The following is a 21,615-nucleotide window of genomic DNA, read 5'->3' on the forward strand; positions in this document are numbered from 1 at the left end:
GTGTTGCTGGCCCTGAAGGGATTGCCAATTGTGCGAACACCTATCAATTAAATTACGATGGCCCTGTGGGTAGTGGTTTGGATGGGCTTGTTTCGCGGGATCTTAATTATTATACCTTATCTCTTCGTGCGAATATCAACGGGGGCTTGCTGGCAAACCAGGTAAATGGGGGTGTTCATACTCTCCCCGGCCTCCAAGCCTGGATGGGCGATGAAAATGGCCCACATAACCATCCCAATGGATATTCTTCCTCTAATTTTGTAGCGCGTTCGGATGCGGGTGGGAACTGGCACACCGGGCGGGACCCTGTTTTAAGCGGAGCGGGAGGGTGGATTGTTGGGAATTCAGCCACATCGTTTAACCGCAACAATTTTCATCTTGAAAGCGATATTATTAATATCCGTGACTATTATCCTTTAAATGATCCCAACGCTCAGAATCTTTATACCTTTTCCAACCTCGTTCACATTACTCAATGGAACACCGAATTTCGTTATCCCAATGGGGATGAAGTCACCGCTTTTGAACGCGGTACAATGAATATTTTCTCTGACGGCACACTCAATATCCGTGGTGACAATCTGGAGGATGTTAACAGCAACTACAACGATAATTTTACTTTTAGGATGACGCCCGATGGTATCCCGCGCCGGTTCTTGGAGATTCGTGGATCCGCGCAAGCCAATTATTCCTTGCGCTATTACGATGCCTCGCGATTGGAATGGATTGCCATCCCTTCAGCAACTCAAAACGAAGTTGTAAATGGTATTTTGGCCTGGTGGGATGTGACTTATCTTAATGGAAGAAATATCACGGTCCTTTTGCGAAGCGAGCAGAATGGTGAAATTAATGAAGATACGATTGATGTGAGTATTGGAAGACCTGTAGCTCCTGGCCAAAGAGTGGAGGTATCAACGCCGTTTGAACGGGCCACGCTGGATTTTGACCCCAATACTCTTCCCGCCGGAACCAATGAACAGCTCGTGACAATGAGTTTAGTGGATCCCAGCGATCCTTCCATCCACTTGCCGAGCGGTGCCGTGCCCCTTGGACCGATTTTAGACATTAAGCCTGATGACATCGAGATTGATCCCAACCATCCCGTCGAACTAACCCTTCGATTTACTTGTGAAGAAATCAACGAGCTCTTTGGCAACGATCCTGCCGAGGTGAGCCTTTACAATATCCGCGATAATGGAGAACTGGAGGTCATCGCCTCCCTTAATGCGCCGGACCCCACTATTTGCGAAAATGCTCCTGCGGATCGTCTTTTTGAAATTGTCGGTTTCTTAAATCACTTCTCACGTTATGCCGTCTTTAAGCGGGGGACAACACCTTCGGTTATTCATTTGGAAACACCTGTTGAAGATCAATTCTATAAAGGTTCCGTTCCAGTTTCCGGAAGCATTGAAGGGGATCGTTTAAGTTCGTGGAGAGTAAGCTATACTCCTGCAGTTGATGAAGACGATGCCTTGCCCGCCAATCCCACGATTATTAATCAAGGGAATACGCAGGATTTTAACTTTCAGTGGAATACAGAAGGATTGAATGGCTCCTTCACGTTGTTGGTCGAAGCCATCGATAATAATGGTCAGACCAGTACTTACCAAAGGGTTGTTAAAATTGACAATATAGCTCCTTTGACAATTCCATTTTTGAATGAATTGGAACTTATCAATGGGGAGCGCGCCTTGGCGGATTTAAATGATGTTTTGGAGCTTTCTGCCATTGATTCCGGAGATGAAGCTTCGGGGGTGCAATCCCTTGTTTATCAGGTAAACGGTGGAGCTTTTGTAAATTATGAAGGCGCTATTGCTCTCAATATTTTGGGCTTGGGCAATCACCGTATTTCTTTTAGAGCCACGGACCGCATTGGCAATGAAGAAGCGCTCAAAACAATTGTATTGGCGGTGGCCGAAGAGATCGAACCCGAAGAGCCTGCTGTTATCCAAACCCAGATTTCCGTGGGGCAACCCTCTATCACGCGCAACGGGCAAATATGGGTGAGCGAACGAACTCCCATCACGATTCAAGCGGCCCAAGGCGAGAATAGCATTAGCAGTATACTCTATAGCTTTGGTGATGGTGATTTCAGGCCTTACAACGGCGCCTTTACATTGGCAGGCTTGCCGGAAGGGATTTACGAAATTGAATATTATGCGGCTGATTTCTTTGGAAACAACGAGCCGATTCGAAGACAAACGGTGATCTTGGATAATGTGAGACCGGTTACAACCGTAAGAACGGGCGGAGTGGCCCAGAATGTCAACGGGGGGCTTTTAGTCCGTTCTCATCAGACTCTTTTCACTTTGACCGGAGAAGACTTAGGCAATCACCCATCCGGCATTCGGTATATCCAGTATAGAATCGGTCAAGGGATCTGGTTACGTTACAATAATCCTTTTAGGATTTCGAGGCCCCAAGGTGCCAATCAAACAAGCCTTGCTTTACGCGCGATCGATCATGTGGGGAATGTGGAATCCGCCCATGTCTTAAACATTCTTTTTGACGCCAACGCTCCTCAAGCTCAAGTTGTCTCTCTGCCTCAGGCTTTTTCCCCCAATGGGGACGGGGTCAAAGACACCGCTGTTTTCACTCTCAATGCCGATGATGATTTGGCAGAAGAATTAATCCTGGATTTGAGGATTGGAAACAGCTTCATTCTCCAAAACCACCCCGTCCAAAGGGGACCAATTGAAGTAGCTTGGAATGGAAGGATCAACGGCCAGCTTCAGAGAAATGGTGAGTACGCCTATACCATCAATGTGCGAGATGCTGAAGGCAATGTGTCCAATGCCGTAGGGGGTGTTGTTATTCTGGATGTGACATCGCCAATGCTCCAAGTGGCCAATGCCGGTGCCATCCGGTTTATTCCCGATAGGCAGGGAAGGGGAACGATTAATATTCCCTATGACGTAAGCGACAACCTTTTTAATAAAGGGCTTCAGACAAAGTTAAGAATTTTTGCCGGCAATCTTGTTTTGCGTGAAATTGTTGAAGAGATTTCTTCACCACCCAATCAGCACAGCATTGCATGGGATGGAAATAATAGTCAGGGGCTTCCTGTTCCTGAAGGTGATTATGAATGGGCTCTTTCGGCAACTGACCCTGCGGGTAATGAGTCAGCCATTGTTCGTTTCCCTGTTCATGTGGATATTTCTTCGCCTGAAATTGGTTATGAGATTACCGACCCCAAATACATTACGCCCGAAAGAGTATGGATTCATGGAAACTCGCGTATTTCACTTTTTGCCAATGATATTCATTCAAATATCCAATTTGTGCATTACCGTGTGGATCAACTGCCTTGGCAGATGTATCAAGCTCCATTTGGTTTTAATGAGGAAGGGGAACATATCCTGGAATTCGGGGCGATTGATGAAAGTGGGAATGGGTCTGGCATTCAAAGATTATCCATTAATGTTGATTTAACGGCGCCTCAATCCCGTTTTGTGATGAACAATTTTAGACGCGGGTTTGATAATCGCATTCAAGTTTCAAGTCAAACCCGTTTGAGGCTTGATGCCAGTGATGCCGGGTCCGGTGTTTTATCCAGAAGGCTTTCCATCGATGGAAGTGAAGTGCTTCTTGCCGGTCCGGATATTGATTTGGTGGCCATTGCGGATGGCCGGCACGTTATTGAGTATTGGTCGGTTGATAATGTCCTCAATACTGAGAGAAGACACCAGGTGGAAGTGGATGCCAATATTCATCCGCCTCGCTCCACCCTCGTTGTCAATGGCCCTCAATTTAGGGGGGATCGGTTCTACATCAGCCGGAACTCGCAATTAACCATCGAAGCGACGGCCACTATTCCGGACATTGATTACGTGCGGTATACCGTGGATCAAAATGCAGCCATAACAGTTGAAGGGGATCGGGTTGATACATTGCGGACGCCGATCTTCCGCATTGCCAATCAAGGAGCGCACCTCATTGGGCATCAAAGCGCTGATGTTTTAGGCAATATGGAAAATCTCAACAAACGGGCGGTGTTTGTAGACAATACTCCCCCTACAACGTCTCTTGAATTCAGTAATAATGCTTTTGGAAGAGAGGGAGTGCGTCGAATTAAAGACGATACAAAAATTACTCTTAGGGCTGTTGACGAGCATGTTGGGATCAAAACCGTTTTTTATCGGATAGATCAGGGTCCCGAACAAATTTATGATGGCCCTTTTATGCTCAATGACGAAGACGGAGGAAATCATACTATTAACTATAGAAGTGAAGACCAGCTCGAAAATATTGAAATGATAAAGAGTGAAGTTGTTTTTTTGTGGCATCCCAGCTTAAGAAAAGAGGTGTTAAGAGAATCTCGAAGCCTTTGGCATATTGTTGAATGTAGTGAAGATAACCAAGAAGATGAACATCCTTATAGGGATTTACTTGAAGACATCATGGAAACAAAACTGGGAGATACTTTTTACCAGTTTGCCGATGATTTTGAAGATTGGAACCGATTCATGCGGAGCGATATTTTTAACACTTTTATCTTTGGTATGGATAATCCCCAATGTGAGGCTTTACGGAGCCCTAAGTTGATAAGGATATTGAGTGAACTTAAGGAAAGGGTGTTTAACGGAGATACAGTCATCCTTTTAGAAAATCCCAATCACATTCCTGATTGGATCTGGCGAAATTTCATTGGGCGTGTCTTTGCACAACGGGCTCTGCCTGTAGATCCGGACCAACAATGGGAAGTGCATCCCTATGGCCTTGGTAGGGGGATTGTTATGGATGTTACCGATGAGAACGACGGAACTGTTGATGAAGGAAGGGCCAACGACTTGGGTCCTCTCTTAGAGGGTATTGAGGATAGGGATGAAGAGTTAAATAGTGGCGAAATATTTCCAGTGAAGATTTGGGTTGGTTCACCCTTTGATGCCATGGCAGGGGATCTGCTAGAAACTTCTTCTACCCAGGGAAATTTTACAGAAGTAAAAATTCATTCCCATGATCGAATCAATCAGCATGATGGAGAATTGAAGTGGAATTACACCGTCCCATCAGGTGAAGGAAGATTCCTTCGTTATTTATATCGAGTGTCAGAACAAGGAGGCCCCTATCAAGTTATTTCGAAAATTAATTTAAGAAGTGAATATGGCCTTAAGTATGTTGAACAGCTTGATCTCAATTTTGAAGTCAAACACTCTCTTCAGGATTTGAGCCGCCTTGTTGCGGATGACTTCCAAACTTTGATTCAGGAGGAAATAGACAATCAAAGACGTCAACAACTGGGGCTGCTCTTTAACCGGTTCAATGCTGAAATGGCGAGGAATGTAGCTAATGAAGCTGATGTGAATTTACGAATTGATGTTATTCTTTTTCTCATCGATCGTTTGAGGGGCATGGATTTGGAAGATGACCCCATTCATTATGATTTAGCGGAATTGCTCATCGTTGTGGAGGCCACGGGGATTCCTCAGCCAGAACCACCGGGAAATGCTTTTGTGCAAAGAAACGATGACGATGAAAATGAAAGAGCTATTCAACTGAATAACGACACGGATCGGGATGGTTTGGATGATGCAACTGAAAGGGCCCATGCCTTAGATCCATTGGATGCCGATAGTGATGATGATGGCGTTAAGGATGGAGAAGAAGTTCAACCCTTGGTGGACACGGATAATGACGGAGCAATTAATGCCCTTGATCCCGATAGTGACAATGATGGGCTCGTTGATGGTACGGAAACGGGCATTATTGAGCCCGTTGAAGCCTTTGATGGAGATCGCGTCCAGAATTTACCCGCTTTTGAAGGTACACAAGAAGACTCTCCTTCCTTTGTGCCGGATGAAGACCCGGCTTCAAGAACAAATCCCGTTATTGCTGATACCGATGGCGGCGGAGTTTCTGACGGCGCTGAAGACTCAAATCATAATGGCAGAGTCGATCCCGCAGAAAGAAACCCGAATGATCCCGATGATGATCAAAGAAGAGTGATTATAAGGGTGCAGGAAATGCCTTAATGGAGCCAAATTTGTTAAACAACTTTTAAAAAATTTAGACGAGAATGTTTGGGAAAGGATGACATATGGCTCTTACTACAGTTTTATTGGCACAAACGGTTAATGTCCCTCCTACAGGTGTTCAATCTGGGGAAAATGCTCCCGTGGATTCTTCATCCGACAAGAAAAAGCCATGGGAACTTGATCAATACACTAAAGCAGCATCCTCACAACCTTTGGCACGGCCTCAACGTGACTGGGCGCGCATGTGGCGTGATAGTGCACAACAAAGCCTTATCAAGGCAGGCCAATGGGCCGATGAAGGTGCTTTAGCTCCCATGCAGGCTGCTATTGACCTAGCCCAGATGAAAGCAAGAGCAGGGAATTCTCAGGTAGATCCTACTGAAGTTTCCAGAATCCAAAAAGAAGGGGAATTCAATAGTATTTACCGTGAAATCGAATGGCTTTACCAATCGGCTGAGTCCATGGTTTCACAAGGTAAAATCGATGCGCTGGATGGCATTATTGGCCGCTTAAAAGAAAAATATGTTCTTGTTCCTGGAAGTCCTGATTCAAAAAGACTTAAGAGTATTTATTTGACAGCGGCGCGTGCTGCCATCTTTGCAGCACGTGTTCAAGCCGAGGACGGGAAACCAGACCTTGTTGAAATCAATCTTGATCATGCCAGAGATTGGAGTGAAAAAGCGGGCTATCGCTTTTTAGAGAATTCTTTTGCCATCCGGTCTATTCGCCATACATCTTATGAACGGGGTCGTGATTATGCTTACGATGATGCCCAACAGTTAGCGCGAGAGGGTATTTTTGAAGGGGTTGATAAGGCTTTGGAATTGGCTGAAAGTTGTAATGATAAACTGAAAACAGATTCGGTTCAGGGTGATGTTATTCTGAGTAAGGCGCAACTGGATACGCAACGCCGTGTTTTTTTGAAAGAAGCTTTTGCTGTTTATTCACAACAATGTGTCGAAAAGTTCAAGGTTTTGGCTAAGGCCGGTAAAGCAGAAGAAATGGAGCAGATGTGGTATGAAGCACTTCGCACCGGTTCGCCAGATCAGCAAATATATATTGAATGGTCCCCTCCTGCTTATGCAGGACGGGCTTCCGAATTGTTTGAGCAATTAAAAAAAGGAATTGATGATGCCGATGTTTACGCCATCGAACGTTCCATCGAGAAAATAAGAAAATATGCCGATCTGGCAGATAAGGTGAGTCGGGGGGCGATTACTGCCTCCATTGATCAAGGGGCTTTGGAGGGTATGGCGCGTGATGCACATGAAAAGGAAAAAATAAAATGGTTAGCCAATGCAACTGATGCCGCACATCGTGGAGACGAATTTGCAATGGAGGCTGCTCTTTACACTGCCGAAGAGCATGGGAAGAAAGGAAAGGCACTTATATTGGAAGATGAAATCGTAAGAATCAATCGGATCTTGTTTTACGCGGTTCTTAGAAAGGTCATTAATGATTTCCATGCAGGGGCTATTGCAGCCAGTCTTATCTCTGATGTAAGGCAAGTAAAAAGAGTTGCAGCTCAAGCGAAAATTAGTCGCATCAAAGAATTAGAACCTGTTATGAAAAAATTATATGCCGAAATGAAAGCCAGCGGGGATCATTATGCGGCATTAGTTGAAAGTGGAGAGGTACTGTCTGCCTTGGATCTGTCTGATTTTGATGACGTCATCGATTTCCTTAACGATGGAGATTTTCATGTTCGTCAGCATATTCCTTCTCAATGGATTAAACAGAAAAGAAAAATATACCTCACTGCAATGTTTGATCGTGCAATACTAGGGTATCAAACTTTTTTTGGGGACGAATGGAAATTAGATAAAAATATTAACGAGGAGCTTCAAAAGCGTCATGCTCATCTCCTGACTTTTTACGAAAAGGAAAAAAATCCTGAAAGGAAAGAAGGTTTGGCTCTTCTTATCAATAAGATTGCTGAGCATGAGAATAAACTAGGTGTGCCATTAAGGATGGTTCAACAGACTTTACCCACCAATGATTTTTTAAATGATCCCTTAGTCGATTATCCAATTTTACAAGACATCCCTGATTTTGCAGGTGTGTTACCGCGCATTCAAAAACAGGTGGCTTATTGCTATGAGAGGGAATTGGTACGTTCTTCCTATGAAGGCAAAATAGTTTTTTTGCTTCGAATTCGACCTGATGGACAGGTGGACAAAGCCGTTCTTCAAAGTGCTGATCCAAGTGCGATCAACCGTGAAATTGAAGGATGTATTGTACGTAACTTTGAAAGGCTACGATTCCCGCCGATAACAGCAAAAGAAAGTTTGATGGTACGAATTCCCATTCAATTTCAAGATAAATCATTAAGAGAGAAAGAAGAGGGGGGTTCAAATCCTATGTTACCAGATCCAGAGGAAATGATGGATTTCCCTAAATAGGGCCCAAAAATGAAGCTAAAACTATTTTTAGAAATGATCCAAATAATCGGGGGGGGACAGGTAAACTTTTAGAAAAGGAGCTATTATGGCTGGCGAAGTTAATTTTGAAAAATTGGTAAATACCGCTATTTTTGATCGTAAATTGGATGATGAGGAATTAGTACGGATAAACGAAGCTTGCCCTGGTGCTTCTGGAGCGCAATTAGCCAATGCAGCTCGGACGGTTTTTACTTTTGCTCCCCAAATGCCAGAGAAGGTAAAAGAATCAACTTGTCCCATCTTTAAACCAGGGGCTGCCAATGAGCTTTACATTCAACATGTGGTTACCCCTAGACTGAGGAGTGCTGCAATGGACGCCTTTGAAAGGGAGCTAGCACGTGATCCTGAGTTAACAGGGGAATTGGTTATTAGTGTACGTCTTAACCCTAATGGAACGATTGCTAAAGTTCTTATCGAAAACACAACGATAAATAATAAAACTGTTGAGTACGGAATCATTCGTTCATTGGAAAGAGCTAAATTCCCCAATGTGCCAGATGGAACCAGTATCAATATACGGTATCCTATAAATTTTAAGGCTGAGAAAGTTCCTGCTCCATTTCCCTAAATTTTATGACGGTTGACTCGTTCCCACGCTCTGCGTGGGAACGAAAAGGTGAACGGAATGGTTCTAGGGAGAACGCAGGAGCATTGCGAATTGCGTTCCCACGGAGACCGTGGGAACGAGTAGAAAATGACTTCGTTTAGGACATCAAACATGCGCCCTCATCCTATTTCATTTCTTTTCTTATTTTTAATCTTTTCATCCTTTTTTGTTTTTGAAGCCAAGGCCCAGCAAAGAAACATTGAGGAAGAATTTCCCTCTGACATCATGATCTATGGAGAAGTCGGAGTTTCCATAGGGAATGGATCGGTCATTGTTGGTGGCGGTGTTGTTGGGTCGGGGGGAGCTGTCAGCGTTGGAAGGGATGTCAGCATTGAAGGGGATGTGGTGGCTGGTGGCAATCTTTGGTTATTGGAAAACTCATTGGTGGATGGGGATGTTACTTTGGGAGGCCGTCTTTTTTCAAGACCCGGGGCCTTGATTAACGGAAACCTTGTTGAAAATTCATTGCTCATTCCTGAAGTCGTTTTACCTGAGGTCCAAGCGGAGCCGGGAAACAACGATCTCATCATCCCGCGCGGGCGTGCCGATTATTTGCGTGAGGGAGCGTATCGCGTCATTCGTATTGGTCGTGGCGCGGCCTTAAAATCGTTGGGCGGTGAGGTTCATGCGGATCAATTGATTGTGGAACAAGGGGCGGAGCTCATCATTGCCAGGCCTACAGTTATCAAGCTGGCCACGTCTTTTACTTTTCATCCTGGTTCGAAAGCCCGTTTTTCATCACGGGATTTGGGCCCGTCGGATCTAAAAATATTTGTTTCATCCAACAGACAAAATGACCTCCGACAAGGGGTCAAGTTTGGGGGATTGGTTTCTATTCCACATGGTGTTTTGGTGATGTACCCGGATGTCGAGGCCAAAGGAACATTTTTAGCTCTTAAGACGGTTTTAGGAAACAATGTCGACTTGGAGTGGGTGGCTGAGGAGGTCTGTAATCCTCTTCCTGAAATCTGCGGAGATGGAACCGATCAGGATTGTAGCGGGGCCGATCTAGATTGTGCCGATGCTGACGCGGATGGGGATGGGGTGACTACCCGTGCGGGGGATTGTGATGATGGTAATGCTTCCATAAATCCTCAAGCTGTTGAGAGATGTAACCGTGTTGACGACAATTGTGACGGTGTAATCGATGGGGCCGGTTCCGTGGGAGAGCAGGATTATTATCCCGACGTGGATGGGGATGGATTCGGAGATGCCCAGGCCCAAGCCACTCATCAGTGTGAGCTTCCCGTCAATTTTACCAACAACAACCAGGACTGTGACGATTCAAACGGACAAATTTATCCGGAAAAAGACGAAGCCTGTGATGGTGTTGATAATAATTGCAACAACCAAGCTGATGAGGAATTAAACAACTGCGTGGATGGCCGCGAACTTCCCCCCAATCCTTCCGATGTGGCCCCACCTATTGATTTAACGACTCCCGCCTCTTTTTCAGAAAATATTTCGTTTCTTTATACAGGAAATAATCCGGTTCAGGTCAATGTGGATGTGGAGCAAATTGATCCCTCAAGAGCCGGAATTATTCGAGGCCAGACCCTCGTAGGGGCGCCGCGGCCTCTAGAGGATGCTGCGCCCATCCCTCTTCCCGGCGTCACCATCACCATTCTCGACCACCCCGGCCTTGGCAACACGCGCACTCGGGCTGATGGAAGCTTTGATATGGTGGCCAGTGGCGGGGGTATTGTTACGGTCGTGTTTCAACGGCAAGGATATTTACCTGTTCAACGAAAAGTAAAAGTTCCATGGCGGGATTTTGTGGTGATTGACCCTATTATAATGATGCCTTTGGACGAAGAAGTATCCCAAATCAATTTAGTTGATATGAACGAAACAGCCGTCGTTCAAGGATCACGAGTTGAAGATGACAATGGCGAACGCCAGGCAACTCTTCTCATTCCTGCTGAAACAACAGCCGAGATGGTCCTGCCCGATGGCTCCACCCAAGTTCTTGATCAAATTAACATTCGCGCTACCGAGTTTACCGTAGGTGAAGTAGGCCCCATGGCCATGCCCGGCGAGCTGCCTCCCAACAGTGGTTACACATACGCTGTAGAACTGAGTATCGATGAAGCCATTGACGCCAATGCCAAACAGATTAATTTCAACCAACCGATTCCATTCTATGTTGAAAACTTTTTAGGGTTTCATATCGGTGAAAAAGTACCGAGTGGTTATTATGATCGGGAAAAAGCTGCCTGGATTGCCGGGCCCGATGGCCGCGTCATTCAAATCATAGGCATCGATGAGTTTGGCCTGGCGCAATTGGATACCAACGGCGATGAAATCATTGATGATGAACTTACACTGAATGCCCTTGGCATTGACCAGGAAGAGCGGGACAAGCTGGCCCTTACCTATCAACCCGGGCAAGAGCTGTGGCGGATACCTATTACTCATTTTACACCATGGGATTTCAACTGGCCGTTTATCTTTCCGCAAGGAGCCGTAGCCCCCCTCATCGCCGAGTTAAGAGGCCATGGTTTAGAGGAAGAGTTTCAATGCATCGAAGGTTCCATCATTGAATGCGAAAATCAGGTTCTGGGCGAAGAATTTCCCATCACAGGCACGCCTTATTCCCTTCATTATCAAAGCGACCGTGTTCCGGGAAGGTCTAGCAGTAATTCCATCACCTTTCCCATCCGTGGCGAAACTATTCCTGCTAATTTAAAAAGGATTGATGTTCGAATTGAAATAGCGGGACAAGTCACGTGGCAGCGTTTTCCTGCGAATCAGACCCAAGCCAATCAAACCAGTTCGTTCACATGGAATGGACGGGATGCTTACAATCGCCCCGTTCAAGGCAAACAACGGGCCATCATCCGCACTGGTTATGTTTATGACCCTGTGTATGTGGAAACAGAGGATCAATTTGTCCAGGCTTTTGCACAATACGGTTCTCCCGGAAATGTCACCAGCCTTCAACGTCGTGGAGAAGTAACGCTCTGGCAGCAACAAGAAAGGCAACTGGGTTCTTTTAATCAAGAAGAGCAAGGGCTGGGAGGTTTATCTCTCAGCGTTCATCACACCTACGATCCCAAGGATAAGGTCCTTTACAAAGGGGATGGAACAAGGAGAAGCGTTCAAAACATTGAAAAAATCATCAAACACATCGCCGGCACAGGAACCAATGGAGGAGCCGGAGACAATGGACCTGCAACGCAGGCCCAGATTTCGCAGCCGTGGGGATTGGCGGTTGATTCAAAAGGAAACCTCTATGTCTCGGAACCCCGGCATCGCATACGCAAAATCGACAGGAACGGTGTCATCACCCGCTATGCAGGTCTTGCTAACGATGCCGCTGGCGGCTTTGCAGGCGATGGAGGACAGGCCACTCAAGGTCGTCTGAAAGCTCCGCGCGGTTTGGATGTAGATCGCGAAGATAATCTGTTTATAGCCGATGTGGATAACAACCGTGTCAGACAAATCGATGCCAATGGAATCATTTCCACCGTTGCCGGTAACGGTCAGCAAGGCGGTTTTGCCAATGGCAGCTTGGCCACGGAAGTCGGCATTAATCATCCCACCGATGTGGCTTTTGATCGGGATGACAACCTCTACATCGGTTTTTACGGCAGAGTGGTGAAGATGGACCCTTCCCAAGTCGTCAACAAAGTAGCCGGTGGAGGTGATTTAATCACGGGGCCCTCTGCTTATGAGGTGGTAATTAACGGTCCGGCCAATTCCGACCAAGCGAATGTGTCACCGATTGGAATGGAGATTGACGACAACGGAAAAATTTATTTCTACGATGATTTTGTCAGGCGCATACGCACCATCCGGTCCGATGGTTCTGTTCAAAACCTCGTCACAGGCCGAAGGGGCCAAAGGGGCGAGCCCAATGACGGGGGTCGGGCCTTTGATACTTTTCTTCAAAATATAAAAGATGTGGCCGTTGATAATGAAGGCAACCTGATTGTAGCTGCTCAAGCAGACCACCGAATACGCAAAATCGATCAAGCGGGAATCATCACAACCCTTGCAGGAAAGGGGCAATGTGATGCCGCTCAACCCATTGGATACGGGCAACCCGCCACGCAAACAAAAATATGCGAACCTTCGGCCATTGCTGTTAACCCCGATGGCGACATCTATATCGCCTTTCTCAACAAGCACCAGATTGGTCTGATCACATCTCCTTTTCCGAACATTCAGGGAAACAATCTCATCGTCCCCTCCGAAGATGGACAGGAAATATATGAGTTTACCTCGAAGGGCAAACACCTACGGACATTCCATGCTTTGACAGGCGAAAACATTTATCAATTCCAGTACGACGATGGAGGACAACTCATTCGCGTTATTGATGGAGACAACAATCAAACAACCATCAACCGGCAAGAAAATCAGATCACGATCACTGCTCCATTCAACCAACAAACAACCCTCACGACAAACAACGAGGGATACGCCACAGAGATCAATCAACCCGATCAAAGCCGGATTAGCTTGGCCTATGATGCCGGTGGCTTACTTCAATCACTCACCGATGCTCGAAATAACCCAACATTGTTTGGATATGATGGCCAAGGGAGGCTCATCAATCACCGAGATGCGCGAGGCGGCACAAAAACATTCCAAAGAACCGAGGATGGAAATAATTACACGGTCACGATGACCACAAGTCTTAATCGGCAAACCGTTCATAACGTGACGAATCGCCCTGAAGGCGGACAAAGAAGGGAGCGAAGGGATTTGACCAATCTTACAACCACAACTCAGATCAACACGAATGGCTCAAAACAAATCACTGGGCCCGATGGCACGGTCATAACCACACAAGAATCCGCCGATCCCCGGTTTGGGATGCTCTCGCCCATCATCAATAATTTGTCCGTCCGAAATCCAAGCGGCTTGCAATCAACCCTTCAAACAACACGCAGTGTCCAGTTAAACGATCCCAACAATTATTTGGATATCAACACAATCACCGACACAACAACAATGAACGGACGAACCACAACATCCGTTTACACCGCAGCCAACCAAACCCTTGTTTTGACGAGCGACGAGCAACGGGTTGCGAGCAACGTGATTGATGACCAAGGCCGGATTATTCGTTCTTCCGTAGGGGCGCCGCTTGCTGCGCCCTCACTCGCCCCCACTCTGTTCACCTACAACAACAACGGATTCCTCACCCGCATCACCGAGGATGGCCAAAATGATCGAATCACGATGATGGATTATAACGAAAACGGATATCTTGAAACCATCACCGATCCGCTCAATAGAAATGTGGGATTTGAGTATGATGCCGCCGGAAGAGTGACCACCCAAACCTTACCGGATGGACGAGAAATCACCACGGCCTACGATGCCAACGGAAATATCACCTCCATTACCCCACCCGGCAAACCCGCTCATGTGTTTACGTACAACGAAGTGAATCTCGAATCACTGTACAATCCGCCCAACATTGGTTTGCCCAACGACACCACGCAATACGAATACAATCTTGACCGTGACCTTACACGCATCACACGCCCGGACGGACAAACAATTGATTTTGCGTTTAACAATGGAGGGCGCCTCCAAAATATCACCATCCCGCAAGGTCAAATCACATATGAGTATGATGCGAACACGGGAAATTTAATGAGCGTGACACGTGTCCCCGTAGGGGCGCCGCTTGCCGCGCCCTCACTCGCCTACACCTACGACGGATCATTATTATTAACCTCCACATGGGACGGCGATGTTCAAGGAACCATCACCCGCACCTACGACAACGATTTCCGGATCGCATCGCGGCAAATCAATGATGAAGCGCCCATCCCATTCCAATACGATGGAGATAGCCTGCTTATAAGAGCCGGTGATCTCACCATCACACGAAGCCCCGACCATGGCCTCATCACAGGCACCACCCTCTCTCTCGTTCCCATGGTCTCCGTGGGAACGTCTCTGACCTACAATGAATTTGGAGAAATTATCCGAGATACAGCAGTAGGGGCGCCGCTTGCCGCGCCCTCACTCGTTATCGATTACACACGCGATGCCCTTGGAAGAATTACTCAGAAGGAAGAAACGATTGATGGAAACAGAAATACCTTTACCTACACCTACGATCAAGCAGGCCGCCTCACCAATGCAACAATCAATGCCCGAGCTATAAGCTATACGTATGATACAAACGGAAACCGAACTTTACAAACAACCCCCGAAGGTCAAACCGTTGGACAATACGATGACCAGGATAGGCTTACGCAGTATGGGAATGCCCAGTTTACATACACAGACAACGGTGAACTACTGACGAAGACGGATGAAAATGGTGAAGCACGTTACACATATGATGTGTTAGGAAATTTAATTTCAGTTACCCAGCCCGACGGCACAAATATCGAATACATCATCGATGGAAATAATCGGCGGATTGGGAAGAGGATGAATGGACAATTGATTCAAGGACTCCTCTATCAAGATCAGTTGGAACCCATTGCCGAACTGGATGGCCAAGGGAATATCGTTGCGCAATTTGTTTACGGAACAAAATCTAATGTGCCAGATCTCATCATCAAAGATGGGGTTACGTACCGAATCCTCTCCGACCAACTAGGCAGTCCCAAATTGATTATCAACACGGCCGATGGCTCTATTGCGCAACGCATGGACTATGATGAGTTTGGAAATATTATCAATGATTCCAATCCCGGCTTCCAGCCCTTTGGATTTGCGGGTGGATTGTATGATGGACAAACAAAACTTGTCAGATTTGGAGTGAGAGATTATGATGCTCAAACTGGGAGGTGGACCGCAAAGGATCAGATTGGGTTTGGTGGTGCCGATTCCAATCTCTACGGTTATGTGCTTGGAGACCCCATTAACATGATAGATCAAAATGGTTTGAGCCCTAAAGATGTGGAACAGATTCAAAAGGATTTTCAACAGGCAGTAAATACCATGACAAAGCTACGTATCCGGCATCCGAATCCAGCTTTTAATAATTTATCGAGCGCTGCAAATGTTGTGAGTGGAGGTGTCTTGGGTCATGACTTCGCTGGATGTAAAGATCAATCTAACATTGTAGGCGGCATTTTATCGCAAGGCACTTATGAGGACTCATGGAAATTTATTCTGCAGCCAGCGAGTTTTGGTGCCCATTACAAGGTAAGAGCTGAATCAAGTAATCTTGAAGATCCTGTGATTATACTGGATCCATGGAAAGGGATGGTTGAATAACGTGCCACAGAGGAAACGGTTAATTTTTTGGTTAGTATTTGGTGGTATTGCGGGGACTTTTGTTGGGCTCAAATCAATCGAAGAATTAAGCGATATTCTAATTTTTCAGTTTTTCGGCTATATTGCAGGACTTTTTGTCAGTCACATCTTCGGCTTTATTTACTACGCATTAAAAAAATCACCAAATCCCTTGAAAACAAGTACGCCCGCTTTTTTAAAGCAGGCGCTCGTTATAATGGGCTTTGGTTTCTTAGGAACTTTGGTTGCCTTTTTTACTTACCAACATTTTGTTAACTTGCTCATTTGTCAAATAGTGGCTCACGGCATTGGTATTGTGCTGGTAAATAGGATAAATGAGTAATGTTTTACACCCGCCTGGGTGGGTGTTTGAGGACACGCGATTAGGCAGTGTTATTTTTGTGGTTTTGGATCAAAAATATGTCCTCCGATCTTACAGCATTATGGGGTGCAGTTACCGGAACGATTGGCACACTGACTAGTTTTGTGCTGGGGGCGTATGAGTTTTGGAAAGGCCGCATACGAATAAAAATTTTGTTCGAAGCGGATCGAAAAGTTTTTGGAGGTGAAACCCGTGGTTATAGTAGCAAAAAAGATTATTCTGTAATCACAGTATCGAATCTAGGACAGCGGCCAGTTACGATTGTGAAAGCCGGCTATTATTATTCCGAATTGAATGAGAAAGGTATGCCTAAGGGTGGCGTAATTGCTGCGTCAGAATTACCTAAAAAACTTGAGGATGGTGAGGCTGTAACAATTTTATGCCTACAAGATGGGATCGATTGGAAGTTGGCTGAGAAAGTTTTTGTAGAATCAGCAACGGGTCAGATTTATATTTTAGATTTGAACGACAATAGCAAACCAAAAAATATGTAATCATCTATCGTATCTTCTCGGATTACCTCGGGAACCCACTCATCATCATCAGCACAGCAAACGGATCGATCGCGCAAAGAATAGACTATGACAAATTCGGCAATGTCATTTAAAAAGAAAGCGTGATTATTTTAAATTAAGTACTTACTCTCCTAATTATGCAGAGCACGCTCAACATTCGCGTCAAATACAGACCCATCAAAATTGGATGGTGTGTACACGCGGGAAACTTCCAAGAACTTGAGGAAGCGATGCACCTCAGTCACACCCTTTGGGGCGGCAGGCATAATCCTTTCATCCCCATTGACGATTTCAATTATGCTCGCAAGCTCATCAACACGTTCCGTGTAGATGCTCTGTACCCCGTAAGGCGCAATCCTGAAATGGAGAAGTTTATCGGTCAGTTTCCCTACTTACCTTGGCCCTTATTTCATCAAGAGTTATTTATTGACGGGCTGAAGGCTAAAATCAACACTGTGCTGGACGTGCAACACCCGTTAAGATTCATTTATGAAAAACGACAGAAAAATCTTCCGGTTCTTCGCGCAGCTCCCTCCTTGTTTTATTGGGAGCAAGATGATCCGTTATCGAGAATTTTTTTAGTCACTATGGGAGCATATCCTCCTCAGGAGGAAACAGGGCATAAGTACGAATCAATGTTTGAGAAATATCTTACCCCCGTAAAACTCACTCTCAACAAACAGAATCCCGTCCCCAATGATCTTCATGAGAGATTTTTCCCGAACGCACTGACCGAGATTCTCTTGCATAGAGATTGTAATCCTCATTGGGAGGGAGAAGGCTTTTATTACGGCAGTGCAAATGATTTTGAGGACGTGGTTAATTTCTGGAATCTACGAGCCTCTGATATTGATTTGTTCTTTTATGATCCCAGCCATGCACAACGCCTCGAAGGTTTAAAGGATAACTACACCAAAGCCATATTGGCGCGGCCATCACGATTTGGTGATGGTAAGCGGGTTGCTGTTTGGGGGAAGAACCATGAAGTGTTAAAGGATATTCCTGCCTTTGAGTCAAATAGTATGAGGTGTGCCGTTGGCTCACGGGACAGCGATGGTGGAATCTGGAATGGCCTAAACATTAAACCTCCGGTAATGCATTTTGATTCTCAATCCTGCTTAGCCACCGTCTCAAAAAATCAAGAACAACCCGTTGTGTCCTTTGAGCTTCCAGACAGGCCATTCTCACAGGACGGTCGTCTTTGTCACCAATACGCAATCGTCTCTATTTGGCCGATTACTGACCTGTCCAAGGGAGGAGATTGGACATTACAAGTCCCTTACATTCCTGAGTTGAATGAATACTTCGGGCGTGAATGTCACTTTGAGTGGAACGGAGCAAGAGCTGAATGGGAAGGACTGGGAGTTGTCATTGGGATTCATCAAGAGATTTTAACCGTGAATGCTCTGCGCTGTAGAGAAGTGATTTCAAAAACGTTTGAAGCCTTTGGAATGGAATCCAAACCAAGCCCAGCAGGATTGATTTGCAACCGACTGATACAACAATTGCAAGGACTTCAAGGATGTCGAGTTTTCAAAATCAGTGGAGTACGTGACCTGATTGAAAAATATGGTCCTGACCAATTCTTTACCCGAAGCGGGGCAACTCAGACCATACGCCAGGAAGACACACACACTGGGATAGTGGGATTTTCCAAGTTTGAAAACTTGTTCATAGAACATCGTGAGACTCGAAAGCTATCCCCGGAAGACGCACTGAAATATCTTGTAAAGAACGGAGTGTTCCGGGTCGGTTTGGAACTGGAATGCAAGAGTTGTGAGCTTAAATTTTGGAAGCATCTCGACGATGTAAAAACTGTTTTGAACTGTGAGTACTGTGGTAACGAATTCAACATTACTCCTCAGCTCCGTGATCGAGACTGGGCATATCGAAGGTCAGGACTGTTTGGCCGGGACGATAATCAGGCTGGTAGCATTCCTGTCACTCTTACCCTGCAACAGTTGGATACTTTCATGCATATGCATCCTGCCATTTATTCCACTTCAATGGAGATCGAACCAAAGACGGCTTCCATCAATAAATGTGAAACCGATTTCGTCCTGATTACAAAGGCACATGATCCACGAGTGCAGATTGTAATCGGAGAATGCAAAACGAGGAAAGAAATCACCGAGCAGGATGTCTTGAATTTGACCAAGGTAGCTGACGCCTTTCCAAAAGAAAGGTTTGACGTCTTTATTCTATTTTCAAAACTGAATGGTTTCTCAAATGAAGAGATTGAAAGATGCAAGAAGGCCCAAGATCCATATAGGAAGCGTGTCATCATGTTTACAGATAGGGAACTTGAGCCATACTTTATCTATGAAAGGACGGAGAAGGAATTTGCCATAGACAAACATGCCACTTCTTTAGATGATCTCGCAAAAAATACTGCAGATATTTTTCTTACCCCAAAATACGTATAAGGAGGGAAAGAAACAACTAAACTCAAGGAATTTTTACCTGACAATCTAAAATTTAATTCTTGTAATTAAAAACAATGAGTGGCCCCGTATTTCGGCGGGCATGAAACTTTCGATTAATGATTAGGTTTGATGTGGGTTTTGATTTAAGGAGGATTTTGTTCAACGTAAATAATGTCTTCAGCCGCCATTTTTGAGCAAGTGCTGGATAACTTGAATGATACTTATCCCACCCCCGTTCCTTCAAAACCTGAGCCACCCGTTTCAGCGCACTAATCGGATCCAGAACTTCATCCAATGACCACCCTTTAGGCTGGATATGCGCCTCATTATTAATCTGCCCAATTCCCACATCCACCCGATAAATTTTCGTGGCAATCAAAGCCTCGGCCCACTCCTTTGCCTCATCAAGCGAAGAAAATTTCTTCGACTTCGCTGTTTCTGGTTTTCTCGGCAAATTCCAAGCGATCGTGAAATAATTGCAGTTGGATTCATGGGCAATGATGGAGAGAAGTTCCATTTCGTTAACTCCTTCGGAACGGGCTGTTTGGGTCACTTTTTCACGTAAATCTTTATCTTTACAGTTAGCTATTGAAGTATTTGAAAATAATGAGAATATCGTTAAAAGTATTGAAGTAACAAGAAGCTTAGGTCTAAGCCGCTTCACTGTAGTAAATTTGAGAAACATATCGATATCCTCCCTCTCCACGTTTCAACTGAACCACGATGGGAATAATGCTTTTGATGTACTCAAGAATTTGTGGCCTTTCCATACCAAGGTCGGCTTGCATGACCATGAGGGCTAGTTGCTCGAAGGCTAGTTGGGGAGTATCCGCGTGAATGGTGGTGATGGAACCTGGATGACCGGAGTTGATGGCTCGCAAATAGGAAAAGGCTTCTACGCCTCGCAATTCCCCCAAAATAATTCGGTCAGGGCGAAGGCGAAGACAGGCTTCGAGTAATTGTTGGGCGGTTACTTTGGCCAAACCCTGGCCACCCCGTGAAGAAATGAGATGAACGCGGTTGGGGTGGGCGATTTTGACTTCTCTGGCATCTTCGATGGTCAAAATTCTTTCAGTTTGTGGAATGGATTTGAGGCAAGCGTTGAGGAAAGTGGTTTTGCCGGTGGATGTACCGGCGGAAATTAGAATATTCTTTTTGGAAAGAAGAGCCGTTTCGATAAATTCTTTATACTTTCCTTCCCGATAAAGAAAAAGCAGATGCTTTTCATTTTCTTTTTCTTCAATGGTTTTTTGATTTACCAGATCAAAGGCTTTCAGCTTTTTGTAATCTTCAAGACTGATGTCAAAAAGAGATTGTTTACGAATAGAAATTGCCACACAGCCCGTTTCCACGGCTGGGGGAAGAACAATCTGCACGCGGTAATCTCCCGGAAGAGTGGCCGATAGCAATGGCGTTTCCTCACTGATTTGTTGTTCGGAGTATTTGGCGACAAGATTTGAAAGTGTGCGGATGTGGGGAAAATCCAGTTCAGGAACAATGTAGCATTGCATTCGACCCTCTTTTTCAACCCATACTTCCTGCGGCTTGTTGATGGAAATCTCACTGACTCCTTTTTCATTCAGATAAGGAGCCAGTGGTCTTAGGAAAGTATGGATGGCAACCGTACTCATTGGATGATTACAAAATCATTGTGGGCAACTGACCCAAGAGCTTCGGAAAAATCCAAATCCTGGGCCACAAAGACTTTGACTAAACTTCCTTGTTTGATGGTGATGGTTGGGGGAATGTGCAAAGAGTCTTGCAACACTTGCCCTGAACTGTTTTGCAGAGCTTCAGCCGCTTGTTGGCGATAAGCTGACATGGAGTTGAAGGAATCAGTTGTTTGAACCCCCGCATTCGCGGCGGCACCCCCAAGGATGCTTAAAAGAAGTGAATTGCCAAAAATGCTCCAAAAGTGGCGGTTCACTTTACCCGCAAATCCGGCTTGTCCTAAAGCATCGGTGCCCCCAGAGTTAAGGGCCACTTCAATGCCATCGGGCCGCACCACTCGAGTCCAAACAACAAATACTCGTGATTGCCCCTTGGTAATC

At 45.5% G+C, this 21,615-nt stretch carries 9 protein-coding genes and 3 pseudogenes (3 of these 12 only partly in view); 8 read left to right on the forward strand and 4 right to left on the reverse strand.

The window, feature by feature from the left end; genetic code table 11:
• Positions 1-16: pseudogene (locus A2048_05920) on the forward strand (hypothetical protein) (it extends 3,335 nt beyond the left edge of the window).
• Positions 1-5,972: pseudogene (locus A2048_05925) on the forward strand (hypothetical protein); it begins 37 nt to the left of the window's first position. Before A2048_05920 ends, A2048_05925 begins: the two co-directional pseudogenes overlap by 53 nt.
• A 65-nt stretch (positions 5,973-6,037) precedes the next feature.
• Positions 6,038-8,377, forward strand: a complete 2,340-nt coding sequence (locus A2048_05930) for a hypothetical protein (protein OGP09015.1) — start codon at positions 6,038-6,040, stop codon at positions 8,375-8,377.
• A gap of 85 nt (positions 8,378-8,462) precedes the next feature.
• Positions 8,463-8,984 (forward strand): hypothetical protein, encoded by a 522-nt coding sequence (locus A2048_05935; protein OGP09016.1) that lies wholly within the window; start codon positions 8,463-8,465, stop codon positions 8,982-8,984.
• A 150-nt stretch (positions 8,985-9,134) separates the two neighbouring features.
• Positions 9,135-16,223, forward strand: coding sequence for a hypothetical protein (locus tag A2048_05940; protein OGP09017.1), 7,089 nt, complete (start codon positions 9,135-9,137; stop codon positions 16,221-16,223).
• A complete protein-coding gene (locus tag A2048_05945) occupies positions 16,216-16,584 on the forward strand; it encodes a hypothetical protein (protein ID OGP09018.1) in 369 nt (122 codons plus the stop codon). Before A2048_05940 ends, A2048_05945 begins: the two co-directional genes overlap by 8 nt.
• A 56-nt stretch (positions 16,585-16,640) precedes the next feature.
• The gene (locus A2048_05950) at positions 16,641-17,117 is read left to right on the forward strand and encodes a hypothetical protein (GenBank protein OGP09019.1); all 477 of its coding nucleotides are present in this window, start codon (positions 16,641-16,643) and stop codon (positions 17,115-17,117) included.
• Positions 17,118-17,275: 158 nt separating this feature from the next.
• Positions 17,276-19,564, forward strand: coding sequence for a hypothetical protein (locus A2048_05955; GenBank protein OGP09020.1), 2,289 nt, complete (start codon positions 17,276-17,278; stop codon positions 19,562-19,564).
• A gap of 52 nt (positions 19,565-19,616) precedes the next feature.
• On the opposite strand, the gene A2048_05960 is transcribed toward A2048_05955, so the two are convergent.
• From A2048_05960 to A2048_05975, 4 genes and pseudogenes are all read right to left on the reverse strand, one after another.
• Complete coding sequence (locus A2048_05960; GenBank protein ID OGP09021.1) at positions 19,617-20,081, reverse strand: hypothetical protein; 465 nt, start codon at positions 20,079-20,081, stop codon at positions 19,617-19,619.
• A gap of 133 nt (positions 20,082-20,214) precedes the next feature.
• The gene (locus tag A2048_05965) at positions 20,215-21,195 is read right to left on the reverse strand and encodes a P-type DNA transfer ATPase VirB11 (protein OGP09022.1); all 981 of its coding nucleotides are present in this window, start codon (positions 21,193-21,195) and stop codon (positions 20,215-20,217) included.
• Positions 21,192-21,569, reverse strand: a complete 378-nt coding sequence (locus A2048_05970) for a hypothetical protein (protein OGP09023.1) — start codon at positions 21,567-21,569, stop codon at positions 21,192-21,194. Before A2048_05970 ends, A2048_05965 begins: the two co-directional genes overlap by 4 nt.
• A pseudogene (locus A2048_05975) lies at positions 21,550-21,615 on the reverse strand (hypothetical protein) (it continues 540 nt past the right edge of the window). Before A2048_05975 ends, A2048_05970 begins: the two are co-directional and overlap by 20 nt.

The sequence above is a fragment of the Deltaproteobacteria bacterium GWA2_45_12 genome, assembly GCA_001797365.1.
GTDB lineage: Bacteria > UBA10199 > UBA10199 > UBA10199 > UBA10199 > UBA10199.